This is a genomic window from Kitasatospora sp. NPDC058048, from assembly GCF_042885555.1.
Taxonomy (GTDB): Bacteria; Actinomycetota; Actinomycetes; order Streptomycetales; family Streptomycetaceae; genus Kitasatospora; species Kitasatospora lactacystinica.
In genome coordinates, this window is sequence record NZ_JBHVRT010000030.1 from 47,372 (window position 1) to 69,439 (window position 22,068).

Here is a 22,068-nt window from a genome sequence, read left to right on the forward strand (position 1 = left end):
GACTATGTCGAAGAATCAACATTCCACGCCGTCCCCGTCGTCGTCCCGGTCCTCGTCGCCCGCCCCGTCCACCTCGCACGGCTCGGCCCCCTCGGCATCCACGCCCTCCCCGGCCCCCTCTACCTCCTCGCACTCCGCCGCCGAGTCAGAACCCGATCCCGGGCCGGGGGACGGACCCGGGCCGGGACCGGCGGCCGGCTCACCCTGGTACCGGCGGGCGTTCGCCGACCTCAGCCCGCTGCGCGACCACCCCGACTACCGCCGGGTCTGGGCCGGGCAGGCCATCTCCTCCATAGGCCAGCAGATGACGGCCGTCGCCGTCTCCGTCCAGGTCTACGAACTGACCGGCTCCGCCTTCGCGACCGGCCTGGTCGGCATCTTCTCCCTCGTCCCGCTGGTTGCCTTCGGCCTCTACGGCGGCGCGATCGCCGACACCGTCGACCGGCGCAGGCTGGGCCTGATCGGCTCGGCCGGTCTGGCCGTCGTCTCCGCCGCCCTGGCCGCGCAGGCACTGGCCGGCCTCGGGCTGGTCGCCGTCCTGTACGCCGCCGTCGCCGCCCAGGCCGGGTTCTTCGCGATCAGCTCGCCCGCCCGGTCCGCGATGATCCCCCGCCTGGTGCCCAGCCACCAACTCCCGGCGGCGAACGCCCTGAACACCGTCAGCATGAACCTCGGCCTCACCGTCGGCCCGATGCTCGGCGGCGTCCTCATCGGCACCTACGGCGCCCAGGCCGCCTACCTGATCGACACCGTCGCCTTCACCGGCACCCTCTACGCGATGTGGCGCCTGCCCGCCATGCGGCCGCTCGGCGAGCGCAAGGGCCGCGCCTCCGTCCTCGACGGCCTCCGCTTCCTGCGCGACCAGCCCAACCTGCGAACCAGCTTCCTCGCCGACCTGGCCGCCATGGTCTTCGGCATGCCGCGCGCCCTCTTCCCGGCCATCGCGGTCACCTTCTACGGCGGCGACGCCGGTACCGTCGGCCTGCTGGTCTCCGCCCCGGCCGTCGGCGCACTGATCGGCGCGCTCTTCTCCGGCTGGGTCGGCCGTGTGCACCGCCAGGGCGCCGCCATCCTCGCCGCCGTCGCCGCCTGGGGCCTGGCCATCGCGGCCTTCGGCGCCCTCCACAACCTCTGGCTCGGCCTCCTGCTGCTCGCGGTCGCCGGCTGCGCCGACACCGTCAGCATGATCTTCCGCAACACGATGATGCAGGTCGCGGCCCCGGACGAGATGCGCGGCCGCCTCCAGGGCATCTTCATCGTGGTCGTGGCCGGCGGTCCCCGCCTCGGCGACTTCGAGTCCGGCACCGTCGCCGCCCTCACCAACCCCGCCACCTCCGTGATCACCGGCGGCCTTGCCTGCGTCGCCGCCGTCCTCCTCCTCGCCGCCCGCCGCCCCGCCTTCCTCACCTACGACGCCCGCCACCCCACCCCCTGACCCACCCACCCCCCAAACCTGGCAGCGAGCACCCCCCGACGTGCTGTATTGTTTTCCACGTCGCCGGGACAACCGGAGACAAGGTCGAGAAGCCCACAGCAGAGCCCCCCAGGCCCCGCTGCAGGCGCCGAGACCACGGGACGTGGCGCAGCTTGGTAGCGCACTTGACTGGGGGTCAAGGGGTCGCAGGTTCAAATCCTGTCGTCCCGACTGTGAAGTCGGTTGTGAGAGCGGGTACTTGGGAAACCAGGTGCCCGCTCTTTCTGCTGTGGTGGTCGCAGTGTGGTTGCGGGCGCTCGTTTGCATCATCCCAGGGGGCGCATTCAGGGGCGTGGAGCGCTTGGATGTAATCGATATGCGACTTTTGTCCGTTCGATTGTGTGACTGAGCGTAGTTCTTCGCTGAGTGGGTTTCTGTCCCATGTTGAAGCAGGCATGGGTTCCCGGAAGTGGGCATGCTTGGGGAGCCCGCGGCGTCAGGTGTGGTGGTGGCTCCGGGGCTGAGCGGGTGCAGTGATGGACCGGCGGTTCCGGCCGTTTAGCTGGTCCTTGCGCGTTCTGAGCGGCTGGGTGGACCGGGGTGGTTGTAGCGCGCAGCTGTCAGGCCGCGTGGCTGAACAGCGGGTTCGGCAAGGGGCCGGCGAAGGCGTCGACGCCGAAGTGGGTGCGGGACTCGGCGAGGTGGAGCCTGGTTTCGATGGTGTGGACCGCGGCCATGGCGACGTCCCAGGTCAGGTGGCTGTAGATGTTCGCGGTGGTCGACAGGGTGGAGTGCCGCAGGGTCTTGGAGATGACGGCCATGGGCACGTTGCCCTCCAGGGCGAGGGTGGCGGCGAGGTGTCGCAGGTCGTGGATGGTGACGTGCGGCAGTCCGGCCTGTTCGCGCAGTTCGTGGAAGCGTCGGCGGACGGCGGCGGGGTGGAGGGGCTTGCCGTCGGTGTCCTGGAAGACGTGGCCGTTGACGGTGGCCGTGCTGCGGTCCATGGCGCGCTGGAGGGCGGCGGCGACGCGGTCGGACAGGGGCACCCAGTTGCGGCTCTTCTTCGTCTTCGGGGCGGTCAGGACGAGTTCGTGGTTGTCGATGGCGGAGAGGGTGTGGCGGATGTACATGACCCGGTCGTCGAGCCGCACGCACGGGCGCTGGAGGCCGAGCGCCTCGCCCTTGCGCAGGCCGGTGCCGATGATGACCTCGATCAGGTCGGCGAAGGCGGGGTCGACGTTTCGGCAGTGGGAGAGGAAGGTGACGGCCTGTTCCGCGGTCCAGGGGACGCGTTCGGCGGCCTGGGGCCTGCGCATGGGCAGGGGCTGGGCCGCGTTGTAGGGGAGGCGGTGGGTGCGAACGGCCGTGCCCAGTGCACTGGAGAGGGTGGCCAGGCAGTGGTAGACGGCCTGACGTCCGCGGCCGGCTTCGAGCTGCCGGTGGGTGTAGGCGGCGATGTGGTCGTGGGAGAGCTCCTCCAGGCGCATCTTGCCGAACACGGGGATCAACTCGCCGAGCACGTAGGCGCGGTAGCGGACATAGGTGGTGGGCTTGAGCAGGAACTCCATGCCCTTGAGCCACTTGGTGAGGTAGGCGGCCACCGTCTCGTGCGGGTCGGCGTCGAAGCCCAGCCGGCGCCCTTCGAGGAAGCGCCGCAGTGCCGTCTCGGCGTGCCACTCGTCCTCGAACCCGCCGCGCCGCACGGTGCGCCTGCGGCCGGTGAGGGAGGGGATGTCGACGGCGAAGGTCCACGTGCCGTGATCCTGCTCGGCCAGGCGTGGGCACTTCGCGCCGAGCTGACGTCGGGTGGCATCGCGGCACCCGCATCGGCGGTAGACCCGGCCCGGTCGTCCTGACCTGCGCACTCCGTGTACCTCCTGTGGTTGTGGCTCTTGATCAGTTCACGGAGGTTACACGCGCCGCGACCGCATGATCGTCTGCGACCACCATGCGATCACCAGCCCGGAAGTAGGGCTCTGACCTGCGGTTCACGGTGAGGATCCGCTGATGCGCAACGGGTTGCTGTGGCACCTGTCATGGTCGATGTGGGCATGCGAAAACCGTCACCGTACGTGACTAGCCGGGGCCTTGCCCTGGGGGCACACGCGGGCGGCAGGGGAGTGTTTCCTGCCCTCCGGCGCGGCTACGCAGTGTGAACAGCCAGTCCGGGTGCCTTGATCCGCGATGGGTGGTTGCGGCAGGCGATTCAGATGAGCCGGTCGTGGTGGGCGGCTGCGACTTCGCGGACGAGTTGGGCGAAGTGGCTGTGGATGCGGTTCTGGCGCTGTTCTGCGTGCTCGTCGTTCCAGTCCTCTAGGTCGTCGTCGAGGTCGTCTTCATCGTCGTATTCGTCGTGGAGGAGGTGGCAGCCGTGGATGCCGGCGAGGAGGTCTTCGAGGAGGTCGGGGGCGGGGCGTTGGGGGTCGAGCGGGGTCAGGCGCAGGCCGGTGTCCTCGGGGTCGGTGTCCGGGCCGGCGTGCTGGGCGAGGGTGTCGTCGATGTTGTCGAGTTGTTCGCGCAGGGCGGCGGGGTCGGGGAGGAGGCCGTCGGCGATGTGGAGGGCGTGGCGTACGAGGCCGGTGACCGCGTCGTAGGGGGAGGCGCCGGCTTGGAGGAGTTGGAGGACGAGGGTGGGGGTTTCGTGGGGGAGGGCTTCGATGTTGTCGGCTTCGAGGAGCACGGTGGTGGGGGTGTGGCCGGTGGCTTCGGCGGTGACCTCGGCGGCGGCTGCGAGCCAGTGGGCTGCGGCGACGGCGGCGGCGGTGGGGTCGATGTCGGTGAACAGTGCGCCGGGGCCGAAGGGGTTCTGTTCGAGGAGGTGGTCGGCGGCGGCGACCTGGACGGGGGAGGCGCCTTCGCGGCTGAGGAGGACGGCCTGGCGGGCGCGGCCGGTGAGGTCGCCGAGTTCGGCGTTCTCCACGGCGGCGAGTTCGGTGCCGGTCTCGGCGAGGACAGCATCGGTGAGGTCCGCGTCGCCGAGGGCGTGCAGGGCGCGGCCAGCGCGGTGTGCGGACTCGACCAGGGGGCTGTATTCGACGTCGAGCATGCCGTCCTGGGGGAGGTTGGGCCGGGTGATGGCGCCGGGGACCTCGTCGAAGGACTTGCGTTCCTCCTCACGGCGCCAGCCCTCGGAGTTGGGATCCGTGGACGCGGCGGCGCTGGCCGGGTGGGTGTAGGTACGCCACGCGGCCTCGGACAGGTGGGTGAGGGCGCGGGCCAAGCCCAGCAGCACGGCGGCGTCCGTACCGGCCGGGACCGCAGCGACAGGGGTTGCGATGTCGCCCTCGCCGGTTCCCCAGGTCGCGATCAGCTCGTGCCGCCCGGGATCGATGCAGTAGCGGGTCATGAATCCGTACCTCCGGTGATCTGCTCGGCAACGCCGCCGGGCGTCGAGCCATTCTGACGCATCGCCAGAGAGCGCCGGACCGTGCAACTGGCAGGCGCCGACCGCTGCGAGAGAACGAAGCCCCTCAACGGCAGAGGCGCTTGAAGCCTAGGTGGCGGGCTCCTCGACGGGTTCGAGCGAGACCGGCGGTGCGTGGGCGTCACGGAGACCGGCGTGCTCGAGAGGTCACCGGATGGGAGGTCCCCGGCCGGGGCAATGGGCAGGCTCAGCCTTCTTGCGCCGGTACTCGTCGGCTCCCCCCCCGGCGGCGTTCTCGGTCGGTTCCGGGAGGGCTGCTGGCGGGTGAGGTCGTCAAGGGGGATGGCGCCGAGGGCGGGGATGAGGTCCTGGGTGATGTAGTCGCGGTAGCGGGCGATGGTGGTGGGTTTGAGGTGGAGGCTTTCTCGGTGAGCCAGCTGGTGAGGTAGTCGGCGGTGCTCTGCCTCGGGTCGGTGACGACGCAGAGGGGCAGGGACTCGTTGAAGCGTCGCAGGGCGATGCGGGCGTCGAGTTCGTCGGGGAAGCCAGCGTGGCGGATGGTTCGACGGTGGCCGTCGACGGAGGGAGCGTCGACGGCGAAGGCCCAGCTGTTGTGGCGGGGTCGGCGGCAAGGAGGGGCGGCCCCTATGGCCTGCGGGTCTCCCTTGAACGGCGAGGAGAAGTGCAGGTCGATTGCGCGCCTGGGCCGTGCCGACGTCGGCAACGATCCCGTAGAGAGGGTGCAGGCCCTTGCGTGCGGGGACATCGAGGGCGCGGGTGTCCGGTGATTCGGAGGGTGGGCCAGGCGCGCGGGGACGGTTGGGGGCCCAGGTTCAATCCTGGCTGGCGCTCGCAGCGAAACCCCCGAACCAACAGCTGGGGGCTTCGCCCGTTCCCTGCCCGGCTGGCGCCTCAGGCCGCCTCGTCCTCGTCCTCGTCGTCGTCCTCGGCCAACAGGTCCTTGCTCCGGCGCTTGGTGGAGCTGGCCACATCCTGGGATGTGTGCTCGCACCCATCTTGGTGCCTGCGGGTGTTGGGGCAGCGGTTCTGGGTGTACCCGTTCGACGTCCAGCTGGGCGTCGTGTAGCGGGGAGAGGTGGCGTCCTGCCCTGCGGTGTCCGCTTTTTGCTCTTCCGCGGCCTGGGTGTTGGAGGTGTCATCATCGGCGGGGGTCGGGCTGAGGATGCCTGCGATCCGGTCTCCGAGACCGTCGTCGTCTTCGTCGTCGCTGAGGTTAACGAGGGCGTAGATGCCTCCGACGGCCGCAGCTACCACCGCCGCCGCGCCGAGAATGACGCTCGCCTTGCCGGTGAACCCGGGACGGTTCCACCTGTCGGTGATGCGCTGGCGAAGGGACCTGTCGGCGTCTTCCGGCGCCGGGGCGGAAGGGGCAGGGTCGCCTGTCGCAGTGCGGGGCGTGTCTTCCAGGTCCGTCATCTCGCGAGGTGTCCTCTCCGGCGGCTTGGAGAGGAATTTTAGATGCTGGCCGGCCGTGTCCGGTCGGAGTCATCAGATCTTGCTGGGCTTCCTTCGGCCGGGAACGGGGTCCCGGTAGGAACGGACCGAAGAGTCCGGGTTGCTGTCAAGACTTTTGACGCGCTGACGGTTCGATCGGCGCGAGGGTGCTGACGCGGTTCTCGTATGGCCTCGGTACTGGTGGGCTCGCGTAATCAACCGTCGCCAGTACGCCCAGCAGGCCAACGCGATCGATACTCTCTGTGGCCGCTGCTGGGTGTACTCGGGGGCGAGACTGGTAGGCGCGCATGTTGAGGTGTCGCGAATTCGCGGCCGTGCCCAGATGGGTCTCACTCTGAGTGACCTGCGCGGCACCTGGTAGACCGTTGGTCGGCGGTTGGCATGATGGGCAGCTGCAGGTCTCAGGTGTCTCTGGAGGAGCAACTATGGCGTTCAAGACCGGAGTCGCCGAACGAGGCGAGTGGTCCTATTCGCCGGCTCTCGGCGTCGGACCGCTTCGGTTCGGCATGACCGTCGACGAAGTGGTCGCGGCGGCTGAGGTGCTCGGTCAGACGAAGGTCCGCGAGTGCGCACGGCAACACGCGATCTTCTCGCCGACCTGGAAGGTCGAGGTCCACCGTGGCGGGGTGGCTCCTTCCCCACCTGCCGTCATGGCCTATGTGAGCCAAGCCGTGGGGTTGTTCTGCATCGCTTCCGACGCCATGCACGGTCCGCAGGTCACGTACGACGGACTCCCACTGGTCGGGAGGGACCTGTCGGAGTTGGAGAACGACGCAATCGCCTATGCCGAGGCAATGGACGTGCATCTTCGCTACACGCCCGAGGGCTACGCGGGACCGGATGATCCCGGGGTTGTCTTGCGCGGGCAATTGGTCGGGCAGGTCCTCCGATCGCGTCCGCTCTTCATGGTGACGCGCGACGGCGCGAACACCGAATGGGACTCGATGCCCTCCGAGGAGTACAAGGTTGACGGCCAGTCCACAGCCTGACGTGGTGTGACTGGGGCTTGAGGCTGGAGGGCGGAACTTCTCGATCCGGGTGTTGCCCGGCACCTGCTCGGCGACCATGATCGCTGACCTGCCGGAGGCGCACACAGGCGGGGTTCGTCCGACCACTACCCGGGATGGACGGCTGCCGAGCCGGAGACGGCGTCGAACTGCCTTGCCAGGGCGGCCGATCCGGGCAGGTGCTCCTCCAGGGTGTGGCGCTGGCCTGATAGGTTGCGGCTGTGTGCCCACAGGGGCGTTACTTCGCTGCTTGACTCCTCCATATCGATCAGACTTCCCATGACCGGGCCCTACTGCCGCTTGTCCGCCTGCGGTGGTCATGGTTCGGAACTCGAAGTGTGCACGCGACACGCGGACCGCACCGAAGCAAAATGTCCGATCCCGACGCATCTGTGCCCTCGAAACGCCTCAGAATCCTGAATCAGAACCCAAGTTCTCGCTGCTCGGTCGGTGTGGCGGTCGTCCTCCGGGGCGGCCGAGGATCGCAACTCGTAGGCCTGGCGGGCCTCCAGCGCCTCTGCGGGTGTGGCGGTCGTCCTCCGGGGGCGGCCGAGGATCGCAACATCCCGGGGGCGCGGCAGCCGTCCTCGTCCATGGGTGTCGGTCGCCCCTCCGGGTGGCCGAGGATCGCAACTGGTAGTCCCGCAGCCTGGTGACGGTGATCCGCGGGAGCGGCGGTCGCTCCTTCGGGTGGCCGAGGGTCGCAACCTGACCGGGGACCACCTGGACGGCGAGCCCCGCACGTGGCGGTCGCCCTCCGGGGTGACCGAGGATCGCAACCACCATCACGCTCACGGTGGTACGGGGGCGCGGCTGTGGCGGTTGCCCTCCGGGGTGACCGAGGATCGCAACTCATGAGTACACGTACTCATGACAGCCCTGACGGCGAGTGGCGGTCGCTCTTCGGGACGGCCGAGGATCGCACCGCCCAGCACCTCAGCCGCGACGAGGACCCGCAGCTGCAGTGGCGGTCGCACTTCGGGGCGGCCGAGGACCGCAACGGAGTTGACGGTGCAAAGGCTGGCCGAGGCACGGCAGGTGGCGGTCGCCCTTCGGGGCGGGCGAGGATCGCAACATCGACACCATGCCGCCCGTCCCGGACGCCGCCGTGGTGGCGCTCGCCCTCCGGGGCGGGCGAGGATCGCAACCCGATCAGGTGGGCCTCGGCCGCCGGGATGTACATCGTGGCGCTCGCCCTCCGAGGCGGGCGGGGATCGCAACGGCGGGACCGCTTCGGGACCGGCGCCGTTCGCCGAGATGGCGCTCGCCCTCCGGCGCGGGCGAGGATCGCAACACCGTGACCGGCGCGGTCCCGTCACCGAAGTCGAAGTGGCGCTCGCCCTGCGGGGCGAGCAAGGATCGCAACTCGACCACGGCGGCCCAGGCCGCTGGCGCGCCGAGCGTGGAGCTCGCCCTCCGGGGCGGACGAGGAACGCAACTCAGCAGTCCGTTGCATGCATTCCGCGGCAACACGGGTGGCGCTCGCCCTTCGGGGCGGCCGGGGATCGCAACCATCGTGGAACCGGCTACGCTGACCCCGCCCAGGGGTGGCGGTCGCACTTCGGGGCGGCCGAGTGTCGCAACGCGAAGATGCCGATCACTGCGTTGCCCGAGCGGACGTGGCGGTCACCCCTCGGGGCTACCGAGGGTCGCAACACCACGAACGGGCTGACCCTGCCTCCAAAGGATGCCTGTGGCGGTCGCCCTCCAGGGCGGCCGGGGATCGCAACGCGGGGTGCGGCGCCGGCGACACCTATACCCCGGGTGGCGGTTGCCCCCGGGGCAGCCGAGGACCGCAACATGGTGCCCGCGGTAAGCCGCAGCAGCACTGCCGCGTGGCGGTCGCCCTTCGGGACGACCGAGGATCGCAACTCCCACAGCACCCGGATCATTCGGAGCGGGCAGGCCGTGGCGGTCGCCCTTCGGGTCGGCTGAGGATCGCAACTCGTACTCCTGCACCTGCGTGATCGTGTCCGCCAGGGTGGCGGTCGCTCCTCTGAGCGGCCGAGGATCGCAACATGAAGTCCTCGCGGGCTCGGTAGGCGGTGGCGCTTGTGGCGGTTGCCCTCCGGGGCGGCCGAGGATCGCAACACCGCTATCGAGACGGCCGCGCTCGCCGCGGTCCTCGTGGCGGTCGCCCTCCGGGGCGGCGGAGGATCGCAACGCCATGGGCGTGATCGGCCTCGCGGTGATCACGACCCTGTGGCGGTCGCCCCTCCGGGTGGCCGAGGGTCGCAACCCTGGAAGTGGCCCGCCGGAGGCAGTCTGTAAGCCGCGTGGCGGTCGCTCCTTCGGGCGGCCGAGGGTCGCAACCTGACCGGGGACCACCTGGACGGCGAGCCCCGCACGTGGCGGTCGCCCTCCGGGGCGACCGGGGATCGCAACTTCTCCCGGTACCAGCCGGGAGAGGGTGGTGCGGATGTGGCGCTCGCCTTCCGTGGCGAGCGAGGATCGCAACACGATCCGCGAGCCCGTCAAGGCCGCCGAGGCCCCGTCGCGCTTGCCCTCTGGGGTGAGCGAGGGATCGAAACTAGGTGGATCCAGCGGATGGGGAGAAGAAGGTCCCCGTGGCGCTCGCCCTTCGGGGCGAGCGAGGATCGCAACACCATGGACGTCGGCCACCATCGGGACGGTGCGGAGGTGGCGGTCGCCCTCTGGGCAGCCGAGGACCCTAACTCCACGGGCGAGCGGATGGGGGAAGGTGGCGCTCGCGCTTCGGGGCGAGCGAGGATTGCAACCTCACCCGCCGGGCGTACCAGGCCCTCGGCATCCAGTGGCGGTCGCCCTGTGGGGCGCCCGAGCATTGCAACCACAGCGCCTGGCTGTTCTCAGTCGTGGTGTTGAGGGGTGGCGCTCGCCCTCCGGGGCGACCGAGGATCGAAACATCTCGCCGAGGAAACGCTGGGCAGGGGCTGGGTTGTGGCGCTCCTCCTCCGGGGCGCGCGAGGATCGCAACTGGGAGGGTTCCGACGATCCCCAGGTGCAGGCATGTCGTGGCGGTCGTCCTTCGGGGCAACCGAGGATCGCAACTTCTCCCGGCACTAGCCGGGAAAGTGTGGTGCGGATGTGGCGCTCGTCTTCCGGGTGAGCGAGGATCGCAACCTGCATGCCGAGAACGACGTGCAGGGCGAGGTCGACTGTGGCGCTCGCCTTCCGGGGCGGCCGAGGATTGCAACCCGGACACCACTTGGACAGTATCCCCCGCACCGACGCGTGGCGGTCGTCCCTCGGGACGACCGAGGATCTAAACTCGAAGGCGCGCTGCTCGTTGGCGACATGGGCCTCGTGGCGCTCGCCCTCTGAGGCGAGCGAGGATCGCAACATCGACTGCCCTGGCGACCTCAAGCTCACCACCAAGGTGGCGCTCGCCCTCCGGGGCGGGCAAGGATCGCAACGACGACGTGAGCGAACAAGCGGACGGCTACCTTGCGCAACGGTTGACCGAGGATCGCAACGCCTCGTCGACGCGGTCGAGGATCTCCTCGGCGGCGGGTGGCGGTCGCCCTTCGGGCCGACCTAGGATCGCAACGTGACCGGGAACCTGGGCCCGGCGCTGGCCGATACGGCGGCAGTCGCCTTCCGGGGTGGCGGTCGAGGGTCGCAACTGTGGGACCGACCCGAGATTGAACGTGACGCTGGCGGTGGCGGTCGCCCTCGGGGCAACCGAGGACCGCAACGCCTCGGTGATGGCGTTCAGAGCGACGATGTTCGCGTGGCGGTCGCCTTCTGGGGCGGCCGAGGATCGCAACGCGTACTGGGTCAACGGGTATTCGCTGGCCTCCCGCAGTGGCGGTCGCCCTTCGTGGGGACCGAGGATTGCAACATCAAGGTCAACGTGGCCGGCACTGGCGACGGCCGGTGGCGGTCGCTTTCCGGGGCGGCCGATGATCGCAACTCCTGGGCCTGGAGCAGGTTGGCGCGCTTGAGCGGGTGGCGGTCGCCCTTCGGGGCGACCTAGGAGCGCAACGCGCCGGTACGCGGCATCGCGCCGGTGTTGGTGCCCGTGGCGGTGGCCTTTCGGGACGGCCGAGGATCGCAACATGTCGTGGACCGCCAGGAACGCGGTCGCGGCGACCGGTGGCGGTCGCCGTTCGGGGCGGCCGAGGATCGCAACGGCACGGCCGCGCACGAGATGGTGCTCGGCACGGGTGGTGGCGGTCGCCTTCCGGGGCGACCGAGGATCGCAACGGCTTCACCCCCGCCAGCACCGGCCTGGGCCCGACCAGTGGCGGTTGCCCTCCGGGGCGACCGAGGATCGCAACACTGAGAGTCAGCGACCACGGCGTCTTCGCTTCTGCCAGTGGCGGTCGTCCTCCGGGACGGCCGAAGATCGCAACGACGCCCTCGACGAGACGTACAACAGTGGGATGCGGGGTGGCGGTTGCCCTTCGGGGTGGCCGAGGATCGCAACACGGAGGCTGCATAGACCACCTTCGCCGCCACCCCGAGTGGCGGTCGTCCTTCGGGGCAACCGAGGATCGCAACGCCAGATACATGGTCAAGGAGATGACCGGCGCCGAGGTGGCGGTCGCCCTCCGGGGCTGCCGAGGATCGCAACAGCAGGACCGTCACGGTCGACGGTCCCGCACCGCCGAGTGGCGGTCGCCCTCCGGGGCGGGCGAGGATCGCAACCAGTCCATCGGCCGCAAGATGGGCAAGGGCATCCGGTGGCGGTCGTTCTCTAGGACGGCCGAGGATCGCAACGCTGTGATCGCCAGGAAGCCGTAGGGAGGCCGCGATGGTGGCGGTCGCCCTTCGGGGCGAGCGAGGATCGTAGTGCCGACGAGACCGGCATGCGGTGGGGGAGTACACCTGGCGCTCGCCTTCCGGGGCGAGCGAGGATCGAAACCCGCCGTACCTGGTGGATTCAGGGGAGATGGCCAAGCGGCGGTCGCCCTTCGGGGCGGCCGAGGATCGCAACTGCATGCTGGCCTCGAAGTCGCTGGCCATTTTGAGGGTGGCGGTCGCCCTCCGGGGCGACCGAGGATCGCAACCTGTTCGTGATGTTGATGACGACCTGGCCGGCGCCGCCGGTGGCGCTCGCCCTCAGGGGCGGGCGAGGATCGCAACCAGTCCTGGAACCAGTGCCCGCCGGCCAAGATGGCTGTGGCGCTCGCCCTCAGGGGCGGGCGAGGATCGCAACTTGCGCAGGACGCCGCTGTCCGGGTCGGCGTACGGGGTGGCGGTCGCGCTCCGGGGCGACCGAGGATCGCAACGCCCGCATCATCGGCCACCTCGACCCCAAGTGGCGGTCGCCCTCCGGGGCGACCGAGGATCGCAACAATGTGGCTTTGGGCGTGTGGGACGACGAGGAACTCGTGGCGGTCGCCTTTCGGGGCGACCGAGGATCGCAACACCTTCCCGCGATAGTCCGCGCGGGCGGGCACGGACGTGGCAGTCGCCTTCCGGGGCGGCCGAGGATCGCAACGACCACGCCTCGATCGTGGCCGACGTCCTGCGCCTGCGGCGGTCGCCTTACGGGGCGGCCGAGGATCGCAACGGGTTGACCAGCGGCGAGACGTCCAGCGAGGGAGCCCGTGGCGGTCGCGCTTCAGGGCGGCCGAGGATCGCAACCCGGGCTATGGGCCCCGGCGCAACACCCACGAGATGTTGGCGGTCGCTCTTCGGGACGGCCGAGGATCGCAACCACCGGAGTGGAACGCGGGCCTGGTGTCGGTCCCCCTGGTGGCGGTCGCTTTTCGGGGCGGTCGAGGATCGCAACCCGTAGACGTCGACCACGTAAGTCGCCATTGCCGGGTGGCGCTCGCACTGCGGGGCGAGCGAGGATCGCAACTCGACGACGCCGAGAGTCTGCTGGCCTCCGCGCCCGCGGCGGTCGCCTTCCGGGGCGGCCGAGGGTTGGAACCACTCCTGGAACCAGCGCCCGCCGGAAAGGATCGCCGAGGCGGTCGCCCCCTGGGGCGGCTGAGGATCGGAACACCGTGCCGCTGGCTGCCAAACCCCTCGCCGGATTGGTGGCGGTCGCCCCTGCGGACGGTCGAGGATCGCACTGGTTGCCGCGCAGGTCCGACTGGGTCGGCTCCGGTGGCGGCTGCCCTCCGGGGCGGCCGAGGATCGCAACGCCGGGCTGTCCCCCAGCACGATCCCCCCGGCCGCGTGGCGGTCGCCCTCCGGGGCGACCGAGGATAGCAACGTCAGTGACTCGGTCGGGCACTGCCCGGAGGGTGCCGCGTGGCGGTCGCCCTTCCAGGCGGCCGAGGACCGCAACGCCCGCTGGTGGTGGGGGCATCCGACGGCGATCGGCGTGGCGGTCGCCCCTCCGGGCGGCCGAGGATTGCGACCTCGGGGACGGCCCGACGCTGACGGTGGTCTGCGCGTGGCGGCCGCCCCCCGGGGGCGGCCGAGGATCGCAACCTGTACAACCAGTCCACGCTGACGGAGTCGCAGTCTTCGGGGCGGGCCGAGGATCGCAACCCGCCCTTCGCGGCGCCGGTCCGGGCCTGGCTGGACGTGGCGGTCGCCCTCCGGGGCGGCCGAGGATCGCGACGCTAAGACGGGCCTGCTTGGCAAGGCGGCCATGGCGTGGCGGTCGCCCTCCGGGGCGGCCGAGGATCGCAACGCCCCGGTGGCCGAGACCGCGACGCTGCCTGAGCGTGGCGGTCGCCCCCCGGGGCGAGCGAGGATCGCAACATCCTCTCCCGGGTCTTGTGCGCGCCATGCGCGCGCGTGGCGTTCGCCCCCCGGGGGTGAGCGAGGATCGCAACAGCGTCGTCCGCCGCTGAACCGGCCGCCGGGCAGCTGTGGCGTTCGCCCTTCGGGGCGAGCGAGGATCGCAACATGAACTGGCCTACCAGGCGGAACGCGCAGAAGATGTGGCGTTCGCCCTCCGGGGCGACCGAGGATCGCAACTCTTGCTCGGACGGGTCGAGCCGGCCGTCGCCGGGCTGAGCGGTCGTCCTTCGGGACGGCCGAGGATCGCAACATCGCCCAGATCGTCGGTACCCTCGCCGTCGGGGAAGTGGCGTTCGCCCTCCGGGGCGGGCGAGGATCGCAACCTGGCTTCCCACCAGTGGAGTTAGGTCATCGACCCGTGGCGCTCGCCCTCCGGGACGGGCGAGGATCGCAATAAGCACGTCGTCCAGACTGCGGAATGCGCCGGTCAGAGTGGCGGTTGTCCTCCGGGGCGATCGAGGATCGCAACTGGTACAACATCCCGAAGATCGTCAGCTCCGTGATGGTGGCGGTCGCCCTTCGGTGCGGCCGAGGAGCGCAACATGAACAGCAGCGTTGGGTCCTGCGAGAGGTGGGCATGGCGGTCGCCCTTCGGGGGCGGCCGAGGATCGCAACTCCAGGCTCTGTTCGAGCTGATGCCTCAGGTGGGGGGTGGCGGTCGCCTTCCGGGGCGGGCGAGGATCGCAACAGGGTGTGCTCCCGGTCCGGTCCCCCCGGTTGCATGTGGCGCTCGCCCTCCGGGGCGGGCGAGGATCGCAACTCCGAGCTGGGCCTCAAGTTCAACGGCGACGGGCGTGGCGCTCGCCCTTCGGGGCGTGCGAGGAGCGCAACCGCTTCCCCTGCAGCCGCAACTTCGAACCCACCCTCGTGGCGCTCGCCCTCCGGGGCGAGCGAGGATCGCAACTATGTGGATCTCCCGTCGCCCGGCGTGCATTTCAAGTGGCGGTTGCCCTTCGGGGCGGCCGAGGATCGCAACCTGACCAGGGACCACCTGGACGGCGAGTCCCGTAGTGGCGGATGCCCCTGGGGCTGCCAAGGATCGCAACACCGTCTCCACCAAGCAGAACGCGGCCTACCGCAAGGGTGGCGGTCGTCCTCCGGGCGACCGAGGATCGCAACACGGACACGCCGGGGGTGTGGGCGTGCCGGGACGTCGTGGCGGTCGCCTTCCGGGGCGGCCGAGGATCGCAACACCCTCAACATCCTGGCGGCGACGTACCGCAGCGAGGTGGCGGTCGCGCTCTTGGGCGGCCGAGGATCGCAACGGTATCCCTCTGCCGCAAGGCTGACGTGGTGGTCGCTGTCTGGGCGGGCGAGCGCATCACCGGTGGTGGTCGCCCGCACCTGGGATGGCTACTTCTTTTCTAGAGAGTTTGAGCTTGTGTAGCGACCTGATGCGGGGGCTGGTCGCAGTCGCAACTCGTGTGTCGTGGCGGGTGGGTAGCCTTGTGGGTCATGCGTGACGAGCCTCTCTATGCCCACTCGCCCAATGGTGCTGGCCGGTGGCATCTGCTGGGTGATCATCTTCGTGGATCGGCTGAACTGGCTGCGCGGTTCGGTGCGGTGTTCGGTATGGCTGCCGCGGCTGAGTATCTGGCGTTGGTCCACGATGTGGGGAAGGGCGGGTGTGCGTGGCAGGACCGGCTGGTGGAGGTTGCCGGTACCGGTGGGACGGTTGGTCTCGACCACAAGAGGGCGGGGGTCCGTCTTGCGGCGCAGTGTTTGCCGGGGCCTCTTGCGGGGGTGGTGGAGGGTCATCACGGGGGTTTGCGGTCCTGGGGTGAGATGCGTGCTCTGCTGAGGGAGCTGCGGGCGCGGCCCGGTGCTGTGGAGGAGGCGATTCGCCGGGTCGCGGCGGAGGTTCCCGAGATCGAGTCTGCGGGGATCGCGGTGCCGCGGTGGCTGTCAGACCCCGACAGCGACAGCGACTTCGCTGATGTCGACCTGATGGTCCGGATGCTGTTCAGCTGCGTCATCGACGCCGATCGCCTGGACACCCGCGCGCACCACCTGGGCCGGGTTCCGTATGTGCGCCCGGACGCGGACATGGCCGCTCTCGGCGAGCGGTTCGAGGAGGCCCGGAAGGCCATGCTCGCCGGCCGGGAGCCGTCGCGGATCGACGGGATCCGTACGGGCATCTACGAGCAGGCTGTGGCTGCGGCGGACGGCGAGCCGGGGATCTACCGGCTGCACGTGCCGACCGGCGGGGGAAAGACCCTGGCCGCGGCCGCGTTCGGGCTGCGCCATGCCGCGCGCAACGGCCAGCGGCGGATCATCGTCGCGGTGCCGTTCATCAGCATCACCGAGCAGAACGCCTCCGTCTACCGGAAGATGCTCGGCGAGCGGGACGTCCTCGAACACCACTCCTCCGTCGATCTCGAACGTGCGGGATGGGCCCGGCTGGCGGCGGAGAACTGGGATGCGCCGTTCGTGATCACGACCACGGTGCAGTTGTTCGAGTCCCTCTTCAGCCGTTCGCCGTCGAGGATGCGCAAGCTCCACCGGCTCGCTGGTGCGGTGATCGTCCTGGACGAGGTCCAGGCGCTGCCGGACCGGCTGCTGGTTCCCATCCTGTCGGCACTGAGGGGTCTGACCGAGCGGTTCGGCACGACGGTGCTGCTGTCGTCCGCGACCCAGCCCGAGTTCAGCAGCATCGACGGTACCGGGCACCGGCACGTCATCCCCGACCCGGCGCCGCTCTTCTCGGCTCTCGAGCGCGTCCGCTACGAGTGGCGCGAGGACACCACCCTGGCCGCCATGGCCAGCGAGGCATCCCGGCACGAGCAGGTGCTGATGGTCGTCTCGACCACCCGCGACGCCAACACCGTCCACCAGCAACTTCCCTCGGGCGCCCTGCACCTGTCCACCCGCATGACCTCGGGACACCGCCGGGAGACGATCGAGGAGATCCGCACGCTCCTCGCCGCCAAGCAGTGTGTCCGGGTCGTGTCCACGTCGCTGATCGAGGCCGGCGTCGACCTCGACTTCCCGATCGTCTTCCGCGCCTGGGCCCCACCGGAGAACCTCCAGCAGGCGGCCGGCCGCTGCAACCGCGAGGGCCACCTGCACCGCGGAACGGTCATCATCTTCAAAGCCCACGACAGCGGCAGGATCCCGGACCCGTCGTACATGCTCTCCCTCGGCATCGCCGCCAACCGCTTCGGTGACGGCCCCGACAAGGCCGACCCGGACAACCTCACCGCACTCGCCCACTACTCCAGGACCCGCTACCGGCTCCAGGGCCTCGCCAACCTCGGGAACCCGATCGAGGCGCTGCGCCGGGAACTCGACTTCCCCGCCGTTGCGGAGCAGTTCGTCATGATCGGCGAGAGCACGGCGAGCGTCGTCCATGTCCGGCCCGACCTGAAGCCCGAGGACCAGGCTGCGGCCCGTGCCGCCATCGACATGTTCCGCGCGGGTCAGCCCTGCGGGCCCGAGACCCAGCGCGTCCTGCAGCCCCACATCGCCGGCATCCCCAGGGCCGAGGCGGACGCAGCGCTGGCAGCCGGCCACGCGAAGCTCATCGTCGACGACCTCCTCGAGTGGGTCGGCCCCTACCACCCACAGCGCGGCATCGAACCGCCCAGCCGGTAGCGGTAGCCGGCCGATTTGTGGCGGCCCCGACAACTTCCCATTAGGAGCAGGCTGTTGGTCACATGCGCAGGCGCTTCGGGCTCCTTCCCCGTCCTGAGCGCGAGGCCAACCGGCGGGGAGAGCCCGGCCGGAGGGTGCGGGTTGGGTAGGCTCCCCAGCGTGGCGCCGCCCTACCACGAGGGGGTGGCGAGGATCGAAACATAGGCGTGTTGGTGTCTGTCCGCGCGCTCGCGCCCCCGTCGGCTCGCCGGCGGGGGCGTCATTGTCAGTGACCCCTGATACACATTCAGCAACAGGCAAGGTCGTCGCAAACACGACACCGCCGAAGCTGTCAAGCACTCCCATGAAGCAGCTTCATGGGTGTGTTAGTGATGCTACGGTCCATGCCTGACACATCGTCACATTGCCCTGGAGAGGGTGATTACCTTGCCGAGCCATGCCCAGACACGCTGGCCGGAGCCGCCGGTGACCGTCGAACTGTGGGGACCACTGGCCTGCTTCACGCGACCCGAACTGAAAGTCGAACGGGTCAGCTACCCCGTCATGACGCCCTCCGCGGCCGTCGGAGCACTCAGCGCCATCTTCTGGAAACCGGAGATGACGTACGTCATCCAGTCGATCGAGGTCCTCACCCCGATCGACTGGATCAACATCCGACGCAACGAGGTCAAGTCCGTCATCACCGCACCCCGCATCAAAGCCCTGCGCACGGACCACAGGGAGCGCTACGACGTCGAACACGACCGCGACCAGCGCAACACCGTCGCGCTGCGCGACGTCGCCTACCGCGTGAACACCCAGATCGTCCCGACCCGCAACGCCAAGGCACCGGCCGCCAAATACCGCGAGCAGCTGCGCCGCCGCACCGAACGCGGCGGGTGCTTCTCCCAGCCCTTCCTCGGATGCCGCGAGTTCTCTGCGGGCTTCGGCCCGCGCGGATCATGGCCCGGCAGCCCCACCGATGCGAAGGCCAGCCCGATCGAACGCACCGAGGAACTCGGCGTGATGCTGCACTCGATCAGGTACGGCGACCGCGGCCAGGAGACCTACCACTGGTTCCGCGCCCGCCTGGACAACGGCGTGCTCCACGTTCCGCGGCGCCCCCTGGGCGACGACGAGGTCCACATGCCCACCGGCTCCTGGCGAACCGGAGCCTGACCATGCTGCTGCAACGCCTCACCGAACGCGTCGCCGACCAGGAACCGTCCTACACGAAACCGGCCACGATCAAATGGGCCGTACTCCTCGACGGCGACCACTCGCAGGTCCAGGACCTGCGAGTGCCCAAGGGCCAGCCCGCGCTGCGCCTGGCCGTGCCGACCTCCACCCGCACGGTCGCCATCGCACCCTGCCTGCTCGCCGACAACGCCCAGTACGTCTTCGGCGTACCGAAGGCCGACCCCAAAACCGGAGAGGTCAAGGACAAGGACGCCGCCCGCGCGGCGAAATGCCGCACGGCCTTCGCCGACCTCGCCCGCCAGTGGGCAGCCGCCAACCCCGGCGACCCCACCGCCGAGGCCGTCGTCCGCTTCCTCGCCACCACCACGAAGGCCCCGGCCGACATGGCCGCCGGCGACCTGGTCGCCATCAGCGTCGACGGCCAATGGGCCCACCAGCACCCGAGCGCGCTCCAGTTCTGGGCGGACAAGGTCAGCGACTCCAAAGGAGCCGGCAACACGGGCCTGTGCCTCGTCTGCGGACACGAACGCCCGCTGCTCGCCACCGTGCCGGTCTCGATCGCCATGGGCGCCATCCCCGCCAAGCAGGCCAAGAGCACCCAGCTCGTCAGCGTGAACACCGCCGCACAAGGCCGCGCCGGCGTCACCGCCGGTCTCGCCGCCACTCCGCTGTGCGAGAAGTGCGGGACGGCCGCCACCACCTCACTTGGCGAACTCCTCGCCGACCCGAAACACCGCAGGCGCGCCGACACCGCGGTGACGGTCTGGTGGACCCGCGAACCCGTCAAACGCAACGGCTTCGGCACCCTGGACGACCCGCAACCCGAAGACGTCGCCAACCTCATCGGAAAGATCTTCAAACCGGGCACCGGGACCACCGAATACTCCGCCGACGTCAACAAGTTCTACTCCGCCACCCTCGGCGCGAACGCCTCACGCGTCGTCGTACGCGACTGGATCGACGTCCCCCTGCCCGTCATCGAGGACTGCCTCGGCCGCTGGTTCCGCGACCACCAGTACCTCGACCCCTGGTCACCCCACACCACCCACCAGAGCACGGCGGACCACCCCGGTCCGGGCGCCGGCCCCCAGTACCAGGTCTACCCGCTCTGGAGGCTCACCCTCGCCTGCGCGCGATGGGTCAAGGCCGAGAAGAAGTACCACCCCAAGACCATCCCCGATGGCCTCGACGAAGCGCTCCTCCACAGCGCCCTCCACGGCACACCACCCCCCGCCTGGATGCTCCCCCGGCTCCTCGCCCGCATCCGCGCCGACCGCCGCATCGACGGCCCCCGCACCGCCCTCCTACGCCTCGCCCTCACCCGCCACCACACCCAGGAGCACGGCATGCCCGGCCTCGACCTCACCGCCGACGACCCCGCCTACATGTGCGGCCGCCTCTTCGCCACCCTCGCCGCCGTCCAACGCCGCGCCGCCAAAGACACCGGACGCACCGTCAACACCACCATCACCGACAAATACTTCGGCACCGCCATGAGCAGCCCCGCCACCGTCCTCGCCAACCTCCGCGCCGGCGCCGAAAACCACCTCCGCATCATCCGCCGCCGCAACCAGCCCACCGCCAACGCCCTCGAAGCCCGCATGCGCGACATCTACCAACACCTCAACGACGTCCCCCTGCTGCTCACCATCCCCGAGCAGGGCCGCTTCGTCCTCGGCTACGAACACCAGCGAGCCGCCGACATCACCGCCGCACTCGCCTACAAGGCGGCCAAGGAACAGGCAGCCGAAACGGCCGAGGCCCAATACATCGAGGCCGGTGCGCTGTTTGACGTCTCGGACCTCATCGAATCCGCCCCGGCCGACTCCGAAACCGCCTGACAACCCCACCCAGCAGAAAGCGAGAACCCGCCATGACCGTCCCCACCCACCTCGACCCCGCGCGCAAGCACGACTTCGTGTTCCTCTTCGACATCGTCGACGGCAACCCCAACGGCGACCCCGACAACGGCGGCGCCCCCCGCACCGACCCGATCACGATGCAGGGCTACGTCACCGACGTCGCCCTCAAGCGAAAGATCCGCAACACCATCGCTCTCCTGAACGCCGGCCGCCCCGGCTACGACATCTACGTGGAAGCCGGAGTCGCCCTCAACGCCCAACACGAGCGCGCCTACGACACCGGCGGCGCCGCCAACGAGTCCGAAGCCCGCGACTGGATGTGCCAGACGTTCTACGACGTCCGCATGATGGGCGCCGTCATGACCACCGGCAAGAACCGCGACCGAACCGCCGGCCGCGTCCAGGGCCCCCTGCAGCTCACGTTCAGCAGGTCCATCGACCCCGTCACCACGATCGAAGTCCCCATCACCCGCGTCACCCCGACCCGAGTCGAGGACCTGGCCACCAAGCAGACCGAAATGGGCACCAAGAACATCGTCCCCTACGGCCTCTACCGAGGCGCCGGCCACTTCTCCGCCCCGCTCGCCGCCAAGACCGGCGTCACCACAGATGACCTCCAAGCCCTCTGGCAGGCCTTCAAGATGATGCTGGAACACGACCGGGCCGCCGCCCGCGCCTCCATGGCCCTCCGCGGGCTCTGGGTCTTCAGCCACTCCGACGCCTACGGCCAAATCCCCGCCCACAAGCTCCTGGAGCGCGTGCACGTCACCCCACTCGGCCACACCGCGGCACGCTCGTACTCCGACTACAAGGTCACCGTCGACGCAGACGTCCCGGACGGAGTCACCTTGGCCGCACTGGTCGACTAGCCAGACCCGAACAGCCTGGGCAGCAACACCGCAACTTGAGAACTCAACAGTGGACCGCATTCGGGCCGCGGCCAGGCCAGTGGCCTCTTGGGCCGCCGAGGACCGCAACGTCCGAGCCCATGTTGCTGCGCCAGGTTGAGAGCAGTGCGGTCGCCCTTCGCGGCGGCCGAGGATCGCAACCTCTGATCCCGGCCGGCCACGGTCGGTGTGCGGCTGTGGCAGTCTCCCCGGGGGCGACAGAGGATCGCAACCACGACCCATCGAAGCCGCACACGACGGCTTCCCCGGGTGGCGGTCGCCTTCCCCCGGCGGCCGAGAATCGCAACAGGACCTCGCCGATCTGGTCGGCCTACGGGGCAAGTGGTGGTCGCCCTTTCGACGGGCCGAGGATCGCAACCGCCAGCCGTAGCCCTCGTACGGCCTGAGGGGGGGCGGCGTGGCGGTCGCTCTCTCGGGTGGCTGAGGATCGCAACACGCTCCCGGCGATGCGCAGGCCGTGGAGGCTGGTGGTGGCGGTCGCCCTTCGGGACGGCCGAGGATCGCAACACTCACTAGTGGTGGGGCCAGCGGACCTGTGCCCAGGTGACGGTCGTCCTTCGGGACGGCCGAG

At 69.9% G+C, this 22,068-nt stretch carries 11 protein-coding genes and 1 tRNA gene; 8 read left to right on the forward strand and 4 right to left on the reverse strand.

Translation table 11 applies throughout. The annotated features are described in order from the left end of the window. The first annotated feature begins 4 nt into the window (after positions 1-4). Both ACFVVA_RS28060 and ACFVVA_RS28065 read left to right on the forward strand, forming a co-directional pair. Positions 5-1,435, forward strand: a complete 1,431-nt coding sequence (locus ACFVVA_RS28060; protein WP_387693598.1) for an MFS transporter — start codon at positions 5-7, stop codon at positions 1,433-1,435. Between the two features lie 136 nt (positions 1,436-1,571). Next, a tRNA-Pro gene (locus ACFVVA_RS28065) sits at positions 1,572-1,645 on the forward strand. Positions 1,646-2,034: 389 nt separating this feature from the next. On the opposite strand, the gene ACFVVA_RS28070 is transcribed toward ACFVVA_RS28065, so the two are convergent. The 4 genes from ACFVVA_RS28070 to ACFVVA_RS28085 form a co-directional block, all read right to left on the reverse strand. Further along, positions 2,035-3,279, reverse strand: coding sequence for a tyrosine-type recombinase/integrase (locus ACFVVA_RS28070; RefSeq protein ID WP_387693599.1), 1,245 nt, complete (start codon positions 3,277-3,279; stop codon positions 2,035-2,037). Between the two features lie 341 nt (positions 3,280-3,620). Beyond that, positions 3,621-4,760, reverse strand: coding sequence for a hypothetical protein (locus ACFVVA_RS28075; RefSeq protein WP_387693600.1), 1,140 nt, complete (start codon positions 4,758-4,760; stop codon positions 3,621-3,623). After that, the gene (locus ACFVVA_RS28080; RefSeq protein ID WP_387693601.1) at positions 4,757-5,410 is read right to left on the reverse strand and encodes a hypothetical protein; all 654 of its coding nucleotides are present in this window, start codon (positions 5,408-5,410) and stop codon (positions 4,757-4,759) included. Before ACFVVA_RS28080 ends, ACFVVA_RS28075 begins: the two co-directional genes overlap by 4 nt. A 280-nt stretch (positions 5,411-5,690) precedes the next feature. After that, positions 5,691-6,215, reverse strand: coding sequence for a hypothetical protein (locus ACFVVA_RS28085; protein ID WP_387693603.1), 525 nt, complete (start codon positions 6,213-6,215; stop codon positions 5,691-5,693). A gap of 464 nt (positions 6,216-6,679) precedes the next feature. Between ACFVVA_RS28085 and ACFVVA_RS28090 the strand changes: the two genes are divergently transcribed. The 6 genes from ACFVVA_RS28090 to cas7c all read left to right on the forward strand — a co-directional run bounded on the left by ACFVVA_RS28090 (position 6,680) and on the right by cas7c (position 21,458). Beyond that, a complete protein-coding gene (locus ACFVVA_RS28090; protein WP_387693604.1) occupies positions 6,680-7,243 on the forward strand; it encodes a hypothetical protein in 564 nt (187 codons plus the stop codon). 4,512 nt (positions 7,244-11,755) lie between these two features. Continuing rightward, on the forward strand, positions 11,756-11,989 hold the full coding sequence (locus tag ACFVVA_RS28095; protein WP_387693605.1) for a hypothetical protein: 234 nt from the start codon (positions 11,756-11,758) through the stop codon (positions 11,987-11,989). Between the two features lie 3,420 nt (positions 11,990-15,409). After that, positions 15,410-17,548, forward strand: coding sequence for a CRISPR-associated endonuclease Cas3'' (locus tag ACFVVA_RS28100; RefSeq protein WP_387693606.1), 2,139 nt, complete (start codon positions 15,410-15,412; stop codon positions 17,546-17,548). A 465-nt stretch (positions 17,549-18,013) separates the two neighbouring features. Continuing rightward, positions 18,014-18,706, forward strand: a complete 693-nt coding sequence (gene cas5c / locus ACFVVA_RS28105; protein WP_387693607.1) for a type I-C CRISPR-associated protein Cas5c — start codon at positions 18,014-18,016, stop codon at positions 18,704-18,706. 2 nt (positions 18,707-18,708) lie between these two features. Further along, the gene (cas8c, locus tag ACFVVA_RS28110; RefSeq protein WP_387693608.1) at positions 18,709-20,568 is read left to right on the forward strand and encodes a type I-C CRISPR-associated protein Cas8c/Csd1; all 1,860 of its coding nucleotides are present in this window, start codon (positions 18,709-18,711) and stop codon (positions 20,566-20,568) included. Between the two features lie 32 nt (positions 20,569-20,600). Continuing rightward, a complete protein-coding gene (cas7c, locus tag ACFVVA_RS28115) occupies positions 20,601-21,458 on the forward strand; it encodes a type I-C CRISPR-associated protein Cas7/Csd2 (protein WP_387693609.1) in 858 nt (285 codons plus the stop codon). Positions 21,459-22,068 lie beyond the last annotated feature (610 nt).

Coding starts and splice junctions, on each gene's coding strand:
- ACFVVA_RS28060 (WP_387693598.1), top strand. CDS start 5: ATGTCGAAGAATCAACATTCCACGCCGTCCCCGTCGTCGTCCCGGTCC.
- ACFVVA_RS28075 (WP_387693600.1), bottom strand. CDS start 4,760: ATGACCCGCTACTGCATCGATCCCGGGCGGCACGAGCTGATCGCGACC.
- ACFVVA_RS28085 (WP_387693603.1), bottom strand. CDS start 6,215: ATGACGGACCTGGAAGACACGCCCCGCACTGCGACAGGCGACCCTGCC.
- ACFVVA_RS28090 (WP_387693604.1), top strand. CDS start 6,680: ATGGCGTTCAAGACCGGAGTCGCCGAACGAGGCGAGTGGTCCTATTCG.
- ACFVVA_RS28095 (WP_387693605.1), top strand. CDS start 11,756: ATGGTCAAGGAGATGACCGGCGCCGAGGTGGCGGTCGCCCTCCGGGGC.
- ACFVVA_RS28100 (WP_387693606.1), top strand. CDS start 15,410: ATGCGTGACGAGCCTCTCTATGCCCACTCGCCCAATGGTGCTGGCCGG.
- cas8c (WP_387693608.1), top strand. CDS start 18,709: ATGCTGCTGCAACGCCTCACCGAACGCGTCGCCGACCAGGAACCGTCC.
- cas7c (WP_387693609.1), top strand. CDS start 20,601: ATGACCGTCCCCACCCACCTCGACCCCGCGCGCAAGCACGACTTCGTG.